At 49.5% G+C, this 12,737-nt stretch carries 14 protein-coding genes; 8 read left to right on the top strand and 6 right to left on the bottom strand.

Annotation, left to right across the window (positions count from 1 at the left end):
• Positions 1–21: 21 nt before the first annotated feature.
• The 4 genes from NGM62_RS02200 (at position 22) to NGM62_RS02215 (ending at position 2,324) form a co-directional block, all read left to right on the top strand.
• Positions 22–1,482, top strand: a complete 1,461-nt coding sequence (locus NGM62_RS02200; RefSeq protein WP_262245555.1) for a tyrosinase family protein — start codon at positions 22–24, stop codon at positions 1,480–1,482.
• A 138-nt stretch (positions 1,483–1,620) separates the two neighbouring features.
• Positions 1,621–1,968 (top strand): hypothetical protein, encoded by a 348-nt coding sequence (locus NGM62_RS02205; RefSeq protein ID WP_262245556.1) that lies wholly within the window; start codon positions 1,621–1,623, stop codon positions 1,966–1,968.
• A gap of 24 nt (positions 1,969–1,992) precedes the next feature.
• Positions 1,993–2,199: a hypothetical protein gene (locus NGM62_RS02210; protein ID WP_262245557.1), complete on the top strand. Its 207-nt coding sequence runs from the start codon at positions 1,993–1,995 to the stop codon at positions 2,197–2,199.
• On the top strand, positions 2,196–2,324 hold the full coding sequence (locus NGM62_RS02215) for a hypothetical protein (RefSeq protein ID WP_262245558.1): 129 nt from the start codon (positions 2,196–2,198) through the stop codon (positions 2,322–2,324). Before NGM62_RS02210 ends, NGM62_RS02215 begins: the two co-directional genes overlap by 4 nt.
• Before the next feature lie 153 nt (positions 2,325–2,477).
• On the opposite strand, the gene NGM62_RS02220 is transcribed toward NGM62_RS02215, so the two are convergent.
• From NGM62_RS02220 to NGM62_RS02230, 3 genes are all read right to left on the bottom strand, one after another.
• Positions 2,478–3,419, bottom strand: coding sequence for an Rpn family recombination-promoting nuclease/putative transposase (locus NGM62_RS02220; protein WP_262245559.1), 942 nt, complete (start codon positions 3,417–3,419; stop codon positions 2,478–2,480).
• 406 nt (positions 3,420–3,825) lie between these two features.
• On the bottom strand, positions 3,826–4,194 hold the full coding sequence (locus NGM62_RS02225; protein ID WP_262245560.1) for a VOC family protein: 369 nt from the start codon (positions 4,192–4,194) through the stop codon (positions 3,826–3,828).
• 75 nt (positions 4,195–4,269) lie between these two features.
• Positions 4,270–5,091, bottom strand: coding sequence for an AraC family transcriptional regulator (locus tag NGM62_RS02230; RefSeq protein WP_262245561.1), 822 nt, complete (start codon positions 5,089–5,091; stop codon positions 4,270–4,272).
• 183 nt (positions 5,092–5,274) lie between these two features.
• Here NGM62_RS02230 and NGM62_RS02235 point away from each other — a divergent pair, with 183 nt between their 5' ends.
• The 3 genes from NGM62_RS02235 to NGM62_RS02245 all read left to right on the top strand — a co-directional run bounded on the left by NGM62_RS02235 (position 5,275) and on the right by NGM62_RS02245 (position 7,425).
• On the top strand, positions 5,275–6,594 hold the full coding sequence (locus NGM62_RS02235) for a serine hydrolase domain-containing protein (protein ID WP_262245562.1): 1,320 nt from the start codon (positions 5,275–5,277) through the stop codon (positions 6,592–6,594).
• Positions 6,595–6,902: 308 nt separating this feature from the next.
• Positions 6,903–7,109 (top strand): hypothetical protein, encoded by a 207-nt coding sequence (locus NGM62_RS02240; protein WP_262245563.1) that lies wholly within the window; start codon positions 6,903–6,905, stop codon positions 7,107–7,109.
• The gene (locus NGM62_RS02245; protein WP_262245564.1) at positions 7,099–7,425 is read left to right on the top strand and encodes a type II toxin-antitoxin system RelE/ParE family toxin; all 327 of its coding nucleotides are present in this window, start codon (positions 7,099–7,101) and stop codon (positions 7,423–7,425) included. Before NGM62_RS02240 ends, NGM62_RS02245 begins: the two co-directional genes overlap by 11 nt.
• Positions 7,426–7,479: 54 nt before the next feature.
• Here NGM62_RS02245 and NGM62_RS02250 read toward each other — a convergent pair whose 3' ends face one another.
• Together NGM62_RS02250 and NGM62_RS02255 are read right to left on the bottom strand one after the other, a co-directional pair.
• On the bottom strand, positions 7,480–8,706 hold the full coding sequence (locus NGM62_RS02250; protein ID WP_262245565.1) for a hypothetical protein: 1,227 nt from the start codon (positions 8,704–8,706) through the stop codon (positions 7,480–7,482).
• Complete coding sequence (locus NGM62_RS02255) at positions 8,699–9,319, bottom strand: RNA polymerase sigma factor (RefSeq protein ID WP_262245566.1); 621 nt, start codon at positions 9,317–9,319, stop codon at positions 8,699–8,701. The genes NGM62_RS02250 and NGM62_RS02255 overlap by 8 nt, the downstream gene beginning before the upstream one ends.
• A 139-nt stretch (positions 9,320–9,458) precedes the next feature.
• Here NGM62_RS02255 and NGM62_RS02260 point away from each other — a divergent pair, with 139 nt between their 5' ends.
• Entirely contained in the window at positions 9,459–10,451 is a 993-nt protein-coding gene (locus NGM62_RS02260; protein ID WP_262245567.1) for a glycosyltransferase, read from the top strand.
• A gap of 115 nt (positions 10,452–10,566) precedes the next feature.
• On the opposite strand, the gene NGM62_RS02265 is transcribed toward NGM62_RS02260, so the two are convergent.
• Positions 10,567–12,648, bottom strand: coding sequence for a TonB-dependent receptor (locus NGM62_RS02265; protein ID WP_262245568.1), 2,082 nt, complete (start codon positions 12,646–12,648; stop codon positions 10,567–10,569).
• Positions 12,649–12,737 lie beyond the last annotated feature (89 nt).

A 12,737-nucleotide genomic window follows, 5' to 3' on the forward strand; every position in this document is an offset into this window, starting at 1 on the left:
AAAATTAAACACTAAATAATTATGGAACAGTTGGAATTTTCTTCCCAAGGCCTAAACCGGCGTCTATTCATCAAAGGTATGGGATGGATTACCGTTGGACTTCTGGCCGGCGTTGCACTAGGCGGCTGTGAAAGCTGCATTGAACAAATCAGGAATAGGCCGATACGACGGCGATTACGTAGCGGGTCGGCGGAGGTTGATGCGGTTTTGGAAACCTATCGCGAAGCAATCACGCTAATCAAAGCGCTTTCGGCGGCCGATGCCGCCGATCCGCGGGGGTTGGTGGCCCAGGCTGCTATCCACGGAACAAGTGGCAGTGGCTTTAACTACTGCCAGCATGGAACCGACCACTTCTTCTCCTGGCACCGGGCTTATCTCGTTTGGTTTGAGCGTATCTGCCAGAAAGTGACGGGCGACGAAAGCTTCGGCCTCCCGTATTGGAACTGGAATCAAGATCCTGCGATCCACCCCGCATTCTTAGACCCTGCGAGCGTGCTGTATATGCCACGCAACAATACCACTATGGCAGGGCTGTACCCTGTGTCCGATGATGCACTCAACCCTATCTTCTCAGACACCAACTTCTTTACCTTTTCCTCGCAGCTGGAGGGCACGCCGCACAATAGTGTTCATAGCTTTATCGGCGGCAGCTTTGGCGGCGCCGGCTCGGCGATGGATCCGATATTCTGGATGCATCATTGCATGGTTGACTATTGCTGGACCAAGTGGAACCTCGAGTTGAACAACAACAACACCAACGATTCCGGCTGGCTCAATGAAAATTGGACCCATTTCTATGACGCGGACGGCAATCCGACAGAAACAACGGCTGGAGCCACCACCCTGATGCCACTGTTCAGTTACCAATACGAAAGCAGTGCCATCGGCAACAATCCGGCAACAGAAGAACCGGCAAGGTCCGATTTCAAGAAATTGGAGGACCGTGTCCGCAAAGGAGCCGACATCAAACTGGATATCAAGCAACGCATCCCACTGGCAGACACGGCAATGATCGGTATGCGGCAGCCCTTTACGGCGAGGTCATCTGCTAAGGTTAGCGAGTTTACACGGATACTAAACATCGAAAAGGCTAGCGATACCATCTTCGCGAGCATCGGCTTTGCAAGTTTACCACCCGCCAGTGACTTCTTTGTCCGGGTTTTCGTGAATTACGCAGCCGCAGATGTCAATACGCCAATAGGCGATCCGCACTTTGCGGGAAGTTTTGCATTTTTCGGAACAGATGGCGGCCACCAGGGCCATGGCGATCATGACCACCACCAGCCGAAGTTTCTGGTCAACATCACACCCACGATCGAGCGTCTCCGCAGTCGCGGTGAATTGCAGGATAGCTCCGAACTGACCATCCATCTGGTCAGCGTGCCAAACAGTGGACAATTTTCAAATCCCGATGCCGTGCTACGGCTGAACAAGGTAGAACTGATTGTTACACCGGTTATCGTGAATACGCAGAAAAATTAACCCATTTTTGTAATGAAATAATCGAACGGGTTGTTGACCATTAACTTTTACATATTGCCCTTGTTATTGGCGTCATTGGTTGGCGTGTCTTGCCGCCAACCGGGAGAACGACAGCACGCATTAGGCCAAAATCAGCAGATGGCGGATTCTATTCATATCACCACCTTGTCACAGCCGTCCTTTCGACAGCGGATTCGGGACGTGGAAATGACTGGGCGTAATAAATTTGTTCGGGTGACCGTAGACAGTATTTTCAACCCGAATGTCGTTGCCATTAGCTTTGAACTTTATTGGCATGCAGCGGGTCGAACGCAATTCCTTGGCGCTGTTGCCCCGTTCCCGGCGGATTATCCCGGCAGCTTCATTGTCGCTACCGATGGTAAACTGGCCGGAGACGGACAGTTGGAATTTAGATTGGTATTGCTAGACAGCCGAGACAAAGGCGCCCCGCTTAAGGTTTTGGTGAGACCCCTCAAACTGGAATAAAGGAATTGCAAAGTTCCATTTACAATGGCGGACGAATTGCACAGCTGGAACCATGGCCTTATTACCCTCGGTGATTTCAACATCGAAAAGGCCGGCGCCCCCACATACGAGGCCTTTGTCTCCAGAGGGCTATATGTACCACCGGATCTGCAGGGTATCCCCCGGACAATCTTCAAAAAACCTATTCGTTCTACGACCAACTCGCTTGGATTGAAAATGAACTGGCTATGACGTACGTCCGGGGCGGAATCTATGATTTCCGCGGAACCATACTGCAAAGCAGGGATTATCCCGAAAGCCAGCTTTCGTGGCGCATCAGCGACCACTTCCCACTGTGGGCAGAGTTCATCACTTAATACTTTTTCCACCTCGCCATGAAGCTACGGCAATCAAATATCCGGTATACCGAATGAATCCTGTGGATAGTTTACGGGACGAGTAATTGATGGGGTTAGGGGGACAAACCACTTTAGCTAGCTTGGCCATTCGTACGATAACACGAATTACCGCTACTTCATTTTCTTATTCAAATCAGCACGGACCTTGCGCACGAAGTCAACGGATACTTCCGCAACCCCTGCTGCTGCGCTATCATCCAGACCCAACTGTTGGATTAAATTTGCCACTACGGTAGCTTTACCCTGCTCAATTCCTTGTTCAATTCCTTGTTCAATTCCCTGCCTAAGCCCCTTTCGAATTAATAAATCATACGTGCTCATGACTTTATTTTTAATCGTTAACGGTAATCCATTTACAAATTCTTTTATCTGCTCTTCGGTGAAGTCAACCCTGCCTAGGCTGTAAATCAAAAGTGAGGTATGCTGATCATCACTTCCCTCCACCAAGCCCGCAGAAAGTATATCTCGAAACCTTTCCTTTAACTTGCGCTTGTCAAACGCGTACTTGAGGGTAAGCAAAGCAGATACCAAAAACTGATTACCTATTGCGTTGATAGCCGCTTCAGGAGTATCCCTTAAGTTGTGGTAAATATACTCAAAATTCGGAATAAATCCAAGGAGCCCGCCGCCTAACTCATTGAACAGCCTCTCCAATGTCCAATATTCCCATTTCTGCTTGCCGTGATAAAACAAGACGGGTATAATCGGCGAAAGCTCCCTGTACCGCTGTTTGATCTGCTGCTGGTATCCAGAAAAAAGGTAACCACCCACTTGCACAGGTGTATATTTATCAGGTGTGCTTTTATGCTCTACTAACAAGCATATCGCCACGCTGCCTTTTCCATCGCGGCGAAGGCAAGTATAAACCACGTCCGACATTGTCTTTTCCAACTCGGCAGACACATAGCTATCCGGCACCCGCTTAAGTGTGGTGAGATCCAGCAACTTAATGAGGTGGTCGGGCAACGCTGATTTGAAATAGTCCACCGCCATCTGGCTGTCAGCCAGTACCGATCGGAAAAAACTGTCGTGAGGCGAGTAGATGTTTGTCATAATTCATCGGTTATCCTTATGTATATCACAAATATACAAAATGATAAATTCATTAGCAAATATTCCTCGATGAGAATACGCGAAGTTTTCACCTACCTTTACCTCAACGCTGAATATATGCTGGCATACAGTCCTATATTTGGCCCATAGCCGATCCCGAACGGGTAAACGAACTACGGAAAGCCGCCGGTTTTGAACTCACCGTAGAAGAGAATGCCAAACGGCTGGATGCGGTTTACAACCCCAAGCAGGAATTACCCAAAAAATAGGGATGTTTAATCCAAATCCCATGCCGCTAAATCGGGGCGATCTTAACCAAAAGAACTTTTGTTAAAAAGAACGGAAGCCATGAAGCCGATATTAGACATTAAAGATGACGAGGCACCCTTCTTCCTTGAGGTGCTTATTATTCAGTGGAATACAAACCCAGTTTATTCCCCTCTGTGTCAACAAAAAGCGCAAAACACCCCATTTCAGTGCTAATTTCAGTTTTAGGTAAAATCAGCTGCCCCCCATGTTCCACCACTTTGTCCAGCATGGGCTGCAAGTCGTTGCCCGCATTGAAATAAATAACTACGCCGTCTGCAGTTGGTTTGTAGTCATTACCGTTAACCAAGACCACGTTTGCCGTTTCGCCATCGCTTGGCAAAACCCCCATCCGGGTGCCGCCCATATCGACTTCTTCAATGGTTACGTCTAAAATGGATTGATAAAACGCTACCGCCCTCGTGAAGTCGGCTGTCGGAATTTCTACGATTGAGATTAAATGATTCATATGCTTTACTATTAGAGTTTTTGCACCGTAAAATTAGTAGGCGTTCAGCGCCCGAAATAGTAAAAACGCGACATGTTAACCCTTCGCATAAAAAAGAGAAGACAAAGCCAGCTGGTCGTCCGTTAGGAATTCCTTCGGTGTGGTTCCGGTAAACTCCCTAAAATCCTTGATGAAATGGTTTTGGTCGTAATATTCGCTTTTGTAGGCAATCTGTGTTAGCGTTCCCTCCTTTTTATTGAGCAACAGCTTTAATGCCGTTTGCAGTCGAATAACCTTGCCTAACTGTTTCGGGCTGATCCCTATTTGTTTCACAAACTGTCGTTCGAGCTGCCGTCGTTTTGATAGATCGCCTTTAAGTATCGATCGGATTGAAGAGCTGCCGTTGGTCGCTAGTAAGGTGTCTATCGTCGTTGTTACGATATGATCTATCGTGGATTTTTCGTTGAGTTTATCCAGGAAGAAAGCTTCGATTCGCTCAATCCGTTGTTTGGTATCCTTGGCCGCGATGATTTTTCGCTCCAACTCGACGGCAATTACTTCTCCAAAAAGCTGAGCGATCGGTGTTTCTTTATTGGCAAGGTTTTTAATGGGTACGTTCACAAAGTTCGCAAATCCGTAGGGATAAAAACGAACGGCAAACGTGTTCACATAGCCCGTTGGCTGAATGTAAAAGGGTTCAATTGTCTGCCCCAGAACCATTGCGCGGGGTTGTAGTAGAAAGTCATCTCCGGCTGTAAACCGTTTAATGTCGTCTCCAAGAATAAAGGCCATTTCGATACAGCCGTCGGGAATGATTCGTTGTTTTTCTGCCCCGTATGCTGCTGGCACTTCCAACGTCCAATAACATTGGATAAATGCCGATAAATCTGCGTGCGGTTGGAACGTCTGGTAGTTCATTTTAGTTGGTATATTGATTAATACCTCGAAAATACACAAATATCCGGCGTATTCATTATCATATTTACATCCAAAAATGGGTCCTATACCAGCCAAACGTTCTTAAGTGATGGCAATTAATTCGCGGAGCGCCACCTAAGCGGTGAGTCAGTAACAAAACTGATTGAAAATCGTCTCATTCATATGAGAAGACTAACCACCATAACATCATTGCTTCTACTCGTCGCAATGACTGCCTTTGGCCAGGATTTCGACACGAACAAACTGGACGCCTATTTCGATACCTTAGCGAAGAACGATCGGTTTATGGGCAGCGTAGCCGTATCGAAAAATGGTGAACTGATTTACACCAGATCGGTGGGATTCCTTGAAGCAGGTAATCCGAAAGCAGCGGATGACAACACCAAATACCGGATAGGTTCGATCAGCAAACCATTTACAGCTACGTTGATCATGAAAGCGGTGGCGGAAAACAAACTGCGTCTGGACCAAACAATTGATAATTATTTCCCAACGATAGAAAATGCCGCGGAAATAACGGTTAACCAGTTGCTTAACCACCGCAGCGGCATAGCCAATTTTACCAGCCGCCCTGATTACCTCGAATGGCATACGCAACCGAAATCAGAAGAGGAACTGGTGGCGATCATTGCTGCCGGTGGTAGCGACTTCGAGCCGGATACAAAAGCCAGCTACAGCAATTCGAACTACGTGTTGTTAACTTATCTCTTAGAGAAAGTCTTTGCAAAGCCCTATGCATCGCTATTGGACGAATATATTGCCCAGCCCCTAGGCTTGACAAACACATTCGTAGGCACTGCAATAGAACCAGCAAACAATGAAGCGCGGTCATACAGGGCGTTAGATGGATGGGCAGCCGAACCCGAAACCGACATGTCGATACCGCTCGGTGCCGGAGCCGTCATATCTACACCGACGGATATCATCCGGTTTGGTGAAGCGCTGCTCACCGGTAACATCATACCAGCGGAAAGCGTAGGGCCGATGAAAACCATCAAAGACAGTTACGGCATGGGCTTGTTCCAGATGCCGTTTCACGAAAAGCAAGCCTTTGGCCATTCGGGCGGCATTGATGGATTCCATTCCACCTGGCGGTATTTTCCAGAGGAACGCGTTTCATTTGCCCTTACATCCAATGGTACTGCAATGAACACCAATGATATCGCTGTCGCCGTATTGAGCGCTGTCTTCCATAAACCCTATGACATCCCTGTGTTCAGCAACTACCAGCTGCGGGAAGGCGAGGTGCAGCAGTACCTGGGCGTATATGCTTCCACGCAATTGCCCCTAAAGATGACCATCACCAACGAAGGGAATACATTGTTGGCACAAGTAACCGGACAGCCTTCGTTCCCCTTGGAGGCCACCGCTAAAGACAAATTCAAGTTTGACCAGGCCGGCGTGGTCATCGAATTCGATCCGGTAAAAGGCTTACTTATTCTTAAACAAAACGGAGGGGAGTTTTCTTTTACCAGGGAGTAAATAGCAGGTTTCTACCTCAATACCATGCACAGTGCCAACCAGCCGTGGTATGGACGAGACGTTGCATACCATGTATGCAGCGGAAGTGCAGGAGTTACCCAGAAAATAAGGATGTTTAATCCAAATCCCATGCTGCTAAATCGGGGCCGATCTTAACCAAAAGAACAGTTTTACTGTAATCATCCCATAATTCGTTATCTTTGCATGGGATATAGGTTTAAGTACATTTCCTTACTATATTAGATTATAGGAGAAATTATATTTACTTTGCCTCGATAAATTGGATTTTGAAAATAAGAACGGAAGCCATGAAGCTGATATTAGACGTTAAAGATGACAAGGCACCTTTCTTCCTTGAGGTGCTCAAAAACTTCAAGTTTGTAAAGGCAGAACAACTTTCCGCACATAAAACAGAAGTATTCAATAGCCTACAGCAAGCGGTCACAGAAATGAACCAAGTAACCGCGGGTGAATTGGAGGCGCGCGATGCAGAAGAGTTTCTGAATGAGCTATAGCGTCAAAACGATTCCCGTTTTTGAGCGGGACTTTAAAAAATTGGCAAAAAAATATCCATCGCTAAAGTCCGACCTAGCCGCTTTAATACAATCATTGAAAGATGAACCGGAGCAAGGCACGCCCCTAGGAAAAGCGTGTTATAAAATTCGTATGGCCATCAAAAGTAAAGGTAAAGGCAAATCTGGCGGTTCAAGGGTAATAACATGTGTACGGGTTGTGAAATCAACGGTTCACCTACTGACAATTTACGATAAGAGTGAAAAAGAAGATATTACCGATGGGGAACTTAACGCATTTTTGGCGGCGATAGATTAAGCAATAGTAAACTTCTAAAATACCATTTCGTCAATGCAAGTTCAGGCTAAGCACTCATCGCAAGTAAAACCGAATAGACACCCCACCATGCCACCAACGGTAGTCGTCGTTCCGCAATCTGCCTACGGGAACGGCCACAAAGGGCGCCAGCACCAGGTTACGGCGCGGTAGAATCGGCGGGGTATACTGGCCGGAAAGCCGGATGAATCCTACGTACGTATTACCCATATACACCGAGTCGGCCTGCTTCATCAGGGTCCGCTCCCCTTCCAAGCGCCCGGTTCCATCTCCATTGCCTACCCACCGGTTACGCTGAAGGACATCCGTGCGCTGGTCGCGCACCACGCGGAACGGTGCAAGCCCCAACGAGGCGGTGAAGTTTTCGGAAATAGCATAATTCAACGACACGGGTATGGCCACCATCCCTACCGCATGCTGCACCCCGACGACCTGCAAACTAACCGTATCGGCCGGATCCGCTTCTTTATCCTTCCCAACCCTTACATTCAGGTAGCTCACCCCTATTTCGGCACTTAACTGGTCGGACAGCGGCAGCCGGGTGGAAATACCACCGCCTAGCGAAAACCCCTTATTCGTTAATAGCGGCGTTATATGGGCTCCTACGTCAATTCCACTTAAAGTAGGCCAGTTCCACGACCAGCCGCCAATCTTAGGCAGATCGATGTGCAAAGAGTTGCGGAACCGCTGCGGCGACCGCTGTGTACTTCGCTTCACTATTCCAGCTCTTGCAGGTCGCTGGTTTGCCGGTGAACGGACAATCGGCGCGTTCGTTTCAATACGAGCAATGGCGCTTCTGTGCTCATGTGCTTCGGTGTCACCAAGCGCTTCCCTCGGTATCAGATCGCTAACCATACTATTGCGCGTTTGAATAATAGCGTTGTCCGTTCGGGCCCTCGGACGGTTTGTGGATTCGCGTGTTTGTTCCTCAGTCGGTTTTACCAACGAATCCACGGTCAGCGAATCAGCCTGCCCCTTGCCCTGGTCGGGTCGCGGATGCGGACGTGGAACTTCGCTGGGGATTTGCTCACCGACATCATCTGCGCGATCTAGCAACGGTAGTACCCGGACCGAAGCATACACTACCACAACGAGCGTAGCGGCGATCCCGGCTAATTTCACGAATAACGGAATAGGTTTACGGCGCTTCCCGTTCCGATGCTGCTGGAAGTGCTCCCACTCGGAACGGTCGTATTGCTCCTCGAAATTCCGGAGAGAATCCCGCAGGCCGTCGATCAATTCTTTCCTCGGTCGCTTATCCATCGTGACGCCCTCCAAAATATTTGATGTATAATGCCCGTAGCTCCTGCTTTGCCTTTGCTAAATAAACGCGGCTGGAACTGGCGGGAATCCCCATCAGCTGTCCGATTTCATCGTGCGAGTAACCCTCCAACTCATAGAGATTAAAAACAATGCGGTGCAGCTCAGGTAGTCCCTGCAACAGCCGCAGGATATCTTCTACATCCAAGGTGTCGTCCATTTCTACCGCGGGATGGTTTTCCAACCCATCTATAGCCAGCGTATCGGGCAACGTACGTTGGGCCCGCAGGCGATCGATGGCCGTGTTGACGGTGATGCGGACCAGCCACGCCTCCAATACGGCCTTTTTGTCGTCACCGTTCCCTTTTAACGTGGATAACTTACGGAACGCTTTTACAAAGCTATCGTTCACCACCTCCCGCGCGGTCTCCCTGGCGGGCACATAGCGACGGGCCACCGCCATCAACTTACCCCAGTACCGGCTATAGAGCCCTTCCTCCATCTCCGCCGTTAGGTGTACCCTACCCTCGAATATATCAGCTAAAAAATCGTCGTCTTTCTCGTCCACGTAAAGCAGGTGTCCTAATCGTATATTTCTAAAGTTTCTGGCCTCCATTAGTAAAGACGAGTGTTCTTTACAAAACGCTAATAAAAATAACCCATATTTTCAATTTCAATGATTTCGGTCTAAAAAGCGATAAAACGGCTAGCATATCCGCGGTGCCTACCGTCTTGTTTACGGAAAGAAGACATCCATGTTCCTATCCGTGATCATACCCGTATTCAACCGGCCCAACGAAGTAAAAGACCTGCTGGATAGCCTCAGCCGCCAGACCGATTCCGCTTTCGAAGTGGTCATTGTAGAAGATGGATCCACCCATACCTGCGAAGTGGTGGTAACGGCGTTCCGGTCCAAATTGGATATCAACTACCTATTTACAGAGAATGCTGGCCCAGGCCCGGCGCGGAATGCAGGAAGTGAGGTGGCCACAGGCGACTATCTGGTTTTCCTCGATTCGGACTGTGTTTTGCCGGAACGGTATATCGAAACCCTTCGGCAGTCCCTCACATCGGATTACGCCGATGCGTTCGGCGGACCTGACCAAGCGCGGGCCGATTTCACGTTGCTGCAACGGGCCATCAACTATTCGATGACCTCCTTCTTTACCACGGGCGGCATCCGCGGCGGAAGTGAAAAGCTGGATAAATTCCATCCACGAAGCTTCAATATGGGGTACTCAAGGGAAGTATTTGAGCGAACGGGTGGCTTCTCGGCGATGCGTTTCGGAGAAGACATCGACATGAGTATCCGGATCATCGCGGCCGGGTTCACGACACGTCTCATTAAAGGCGCGTATGTTTACCATCGGCGGCGCACCAGTCTACGGCGGTTTTTCAAGCAGGTGTATAATTCGGGCATTGCACGCATCAACCTGTATAAACGGCACCCCCATTCACTGAAACTAGTGCATTTAGCCCCTGCGGTATTCACCCTGGGAGTTGTTTTCATTTTAGCGCTGTCGCTGTTTTTATCCCCTTACTTTTTGATCTTGTTGCTTGCGCATGCGGTCTTCATCTTGGTGGATGCAGCCATACGGAACCGCAACGTTTTGATCGGTCTCCTAGCTGTTGTAGCGAGCTACGTGCAATTGCTGGGGTATGGCTTGGGGTTCATCCATGCGTTTTTCGCCCGCGTTTTGTTCCGCAAGAGGGAGTTTGCCATGTTCCAGCGGTCTTTTTATAAATGAAGGCAACGGGCCGCCCCTTCCAAGGTGCCTGACTATACTAAAGGCCATTACTATATGGTGTCAGCCTATTGTAGTAATACGATGCGCTCCTGCCATACATCAATCACGACATGGCTCAATACCGAAATGCGATACCACCGTAAAAATTCCGTGGTGCAGCAGCATTGAAGAAACGCCCCCCAAACGCATTGATATCGTTGCCAAGACTATACTGTTGGTTTAACAGGTTGTCGCCTCCCACAAAAAGCTGGATAGCCAGCTTTTTCCTTATTAACTTCTCCCAAGTTAGTTTGGCTTGTAGCAGGTGGTATTTATCAGCGAATGTGGTATTGGCATCGTTCAGCGGAATCCCGGATGTGTAATTATGCATGAGGTATGCAGCTATGTCAACGGGGAACCGAACCAAAAGGTCGCTCACTACCGTACTGCCGGGCACGCCGGTCAGTTTGTTGCCCGTAAAATCGTCGTCACCGGTACGGTAGTCACTAAAACGGAAGTTACTCCAGGTGATGTTCGACCCGGCTTGGATTCCACGTACCCACCCGGTTTGGCGTGGCTCAACCAACCAAGCTGCTACAGAAAGCTCCGCACCCCGCTGCTCCACCCCTCCTGCATTGTTGAAATATTCCGCGCCGCCGTCCCGCAATTGACGGATAATGGCATCGCTCATACGGTAGTAGAATATCGAGGCGTCCATCCAGAACCTGCGGTCGGAGCTTTGCCACCGGACCCCCATTTCGTAGTTCCATCCGGTTTCGGCCGCAAGTGCTGTATTGATTATATTATCGGACGGGCGCACCTCGGCAATCGTCGGCGGCGAATAACCCCGCGAAACGGAAGCGCGCCACGCCAACGCAGGCGTAAAAAGGTACGACAGTGCCACCCGGGGCATCCACTCGGCATCAAACCGGTTTTCTGTATATGTCTGTTCCGGCTCCGGAAAAACAGACTTGAATGCATAACCGTAATAGTTCAAACTCACGGATGCTTCCACAGCAAGCCGCCTATGGATATCGGCACGGGCCCGTGCAAAATAAAAATGCTGGCGGCTGCGGAGCAAGTCGATTGCCTGTTCATTACCCCGCACACCGCCGTTATTGTCGTAATTGGAAATGTCATTCTGGCCGACCTGCCACTCTACCCCCCCGTTTACATGCCATTCCACGGTACCGTCACCTCCACTTGTGTAGTCAACGTACGTCCGGAACCCCACATTATTTTCGTCGCGCACCTCATAGTTGGTGATAAACGGATTCCGGAAATCGGTATGCATACCGAATACGGTAGCCACATGCCGTAGTCCAGGGGTGATTTTCGCCTCGTGCACCAACCCGCCCACCAGTGTCTTATTACTGATGCTGGCTTTCTGGTCTACCGCCCCCGGAACGGCAGCCGTAGCCGGCCGGGCCAACCGTGGGTCTTCGGCAAACTGCGCTGCGGTAAGCCCTCCGGGTGTAAGGTAATACAAATCAGAATACAATGCTACCAACCGTAATTCATTATCGGCATGGTAATTCCATCGCTGTACGGTCTGGAATGTAGTCCGCTCCATAGCAGAATGCTGCCTGTAACCGTCTGAACGCTGATAGGCCTGGTTAACGCTAAACCGGTACTTTTCAGAGGGGTGCACTATCGCTGCCAACTGCTCGTGGAATAGTCCATAGGTACCTCCATTCAGCCGCAGTGCAGCGGTATTGGTCGAGTCGGCGGCTGTGCTTCCGTATGGCCTCAACCTAACCACACCACCCGAATTGGCACCGAAGAGGCTGCCATCCGGTCCTTTCAGTATTTCGATACCGCTCACACTTCCGGCATCAAGCAGATTCAGGTAAGTGTTGCCTCCCGCATCCGTCAGCGGTATTTCATCGAGATATACCTTCACGTTGCGCACGCCAAAGGGCGAGCGCAACAAACTACCCCGCAACGACAGCCGGTAGCTGCCAGGCGAACGCTCCTCCATGCGCACCCCCGGCACCGCATTGATGGCGGGAACCAAAGACACCCCGCTTTGGTTTGCCAATGCAGCTTTACTGACAACACCGGCCGAGCTTGTAAGGCGCAACAGCGGTTGTTCGGCAAAATAGGCACTCACCGTTACCTCACCCAGGTGGTGCGTGGTATCTTGTTGCGCACCCGCGCACACACCAAAGCGCACCACTCCAAAAACACAAACTGTACTAAGTAAAATACGTATCATGGGCTATCGACAATCGTTCGGCGAAGTTACAGATTATAGATTAAACTTTACCGTGTACCGATGGTCTAACCCTTTTAGTGATATTCACG

The sequence above is a fragment of the Parapedobacter soli genome (assembly GCF_025460835.1).
GTDB classification, from domain to species: domain Bacteria; phylum Bacteroidota; class Bacteroidia; order Sphingobacteriales; family Sphingobacteriaceae; genus Parapedobacter; species Parapedobacter soli.

Coding starts and splice junctions, on each gene's coding strand:
- NGM62_RS02215 (WP_262245558.1), top strand. CDS start 2,196: ATGACGTACGTCCGGGGCGGAATCTATGATTTCCGCGGAACCATACTG.
- NGM62_RS02220 (WP_262245559.1), bottom strand. CDS start 3,419: ATGACAAACATCTACTCGCCTCACGACAGTTTTTTCCGATCGGTACTG.
- NGM62_RS02210 (WP_262245557.1), top strand. CDS start 1,993: ATGGCGGACGAATTGCACAGCTGGAACCATGGCCTTATTACCCTCGGT.
- NGM62_RS02200 (WP_262245555.1), top strand. CDS start 22: ATGGAACAGTTGGAATTTTCTTCCCAAGGCCTAAACCGGCGTCTATTC.
- NGM62_RS02230 (WP_262245561.1), bottom strand. CDS start 5,091: ATGAACTACCAGACGTTCCAACCGCACGCAGATTTATCGGCATTTATC.
- NGM62_RS02225 (WP_262245560.1), bottom strand. CDS start 4,194: ATGAATCATTTAATCTCAATCGTAGAAATTCCGACAGCCGACTTCACG.
- NGM62_RS02260 (WP_262245567.1), top strand. CDS start 9,459: ATGTTCCTATCCGTGATCATACCCGTATTCAACCGGCCCAACGAAGTA.
- NGM62_RS02205 (WP_262245556.1), top strand. CDS start 1,621: ATGGCGGATTCTATTCATATCACCACCTTGTCACAGCCGTCCTTTCGA.
- NGM62_RS02240 (WP_262245563.1), top strand. CDS start 6,903: ATGAAGCTGATATTAGACGTTAAAGATGACAAGGCACCTTTCTTCCTT.
- NGM62_RS02265 (WP_262245568.1), bottom strand. CDS start 12,648: ATGATACGTATTTTACTTAGTACAGTTTGTGTTTTTGGAGTGGTGCGC.
- NGM62_RS02250 (WP_262245565.1), bottom strand. CDS start 8,706: ATGGATAAGCGACCGAGGAAAGAATTGATCGACGGCCTGCGGGATTCT.
- NGM62_RS02245 (WP_262245564.1), top strand. CDS start 7,099: ATGAGCTATAGCGTCAAAACGATTCCCGTTTTTGAGCGGGACTTTAAA.
- NGM62_RS02235 (WP_262245562.1), top strand. CDS start 5,275: ATGAGAAGACTAACCACCATAACATCATTGCTTCTACTCGTCGCAATG.
- NGM62_RS02255 (WP_262245566.1), bottom strand. CDS start 9,319: ATGGAGGCCAGAAACTTTAGAAATATACGATTAGGACACCTGCTTTAC.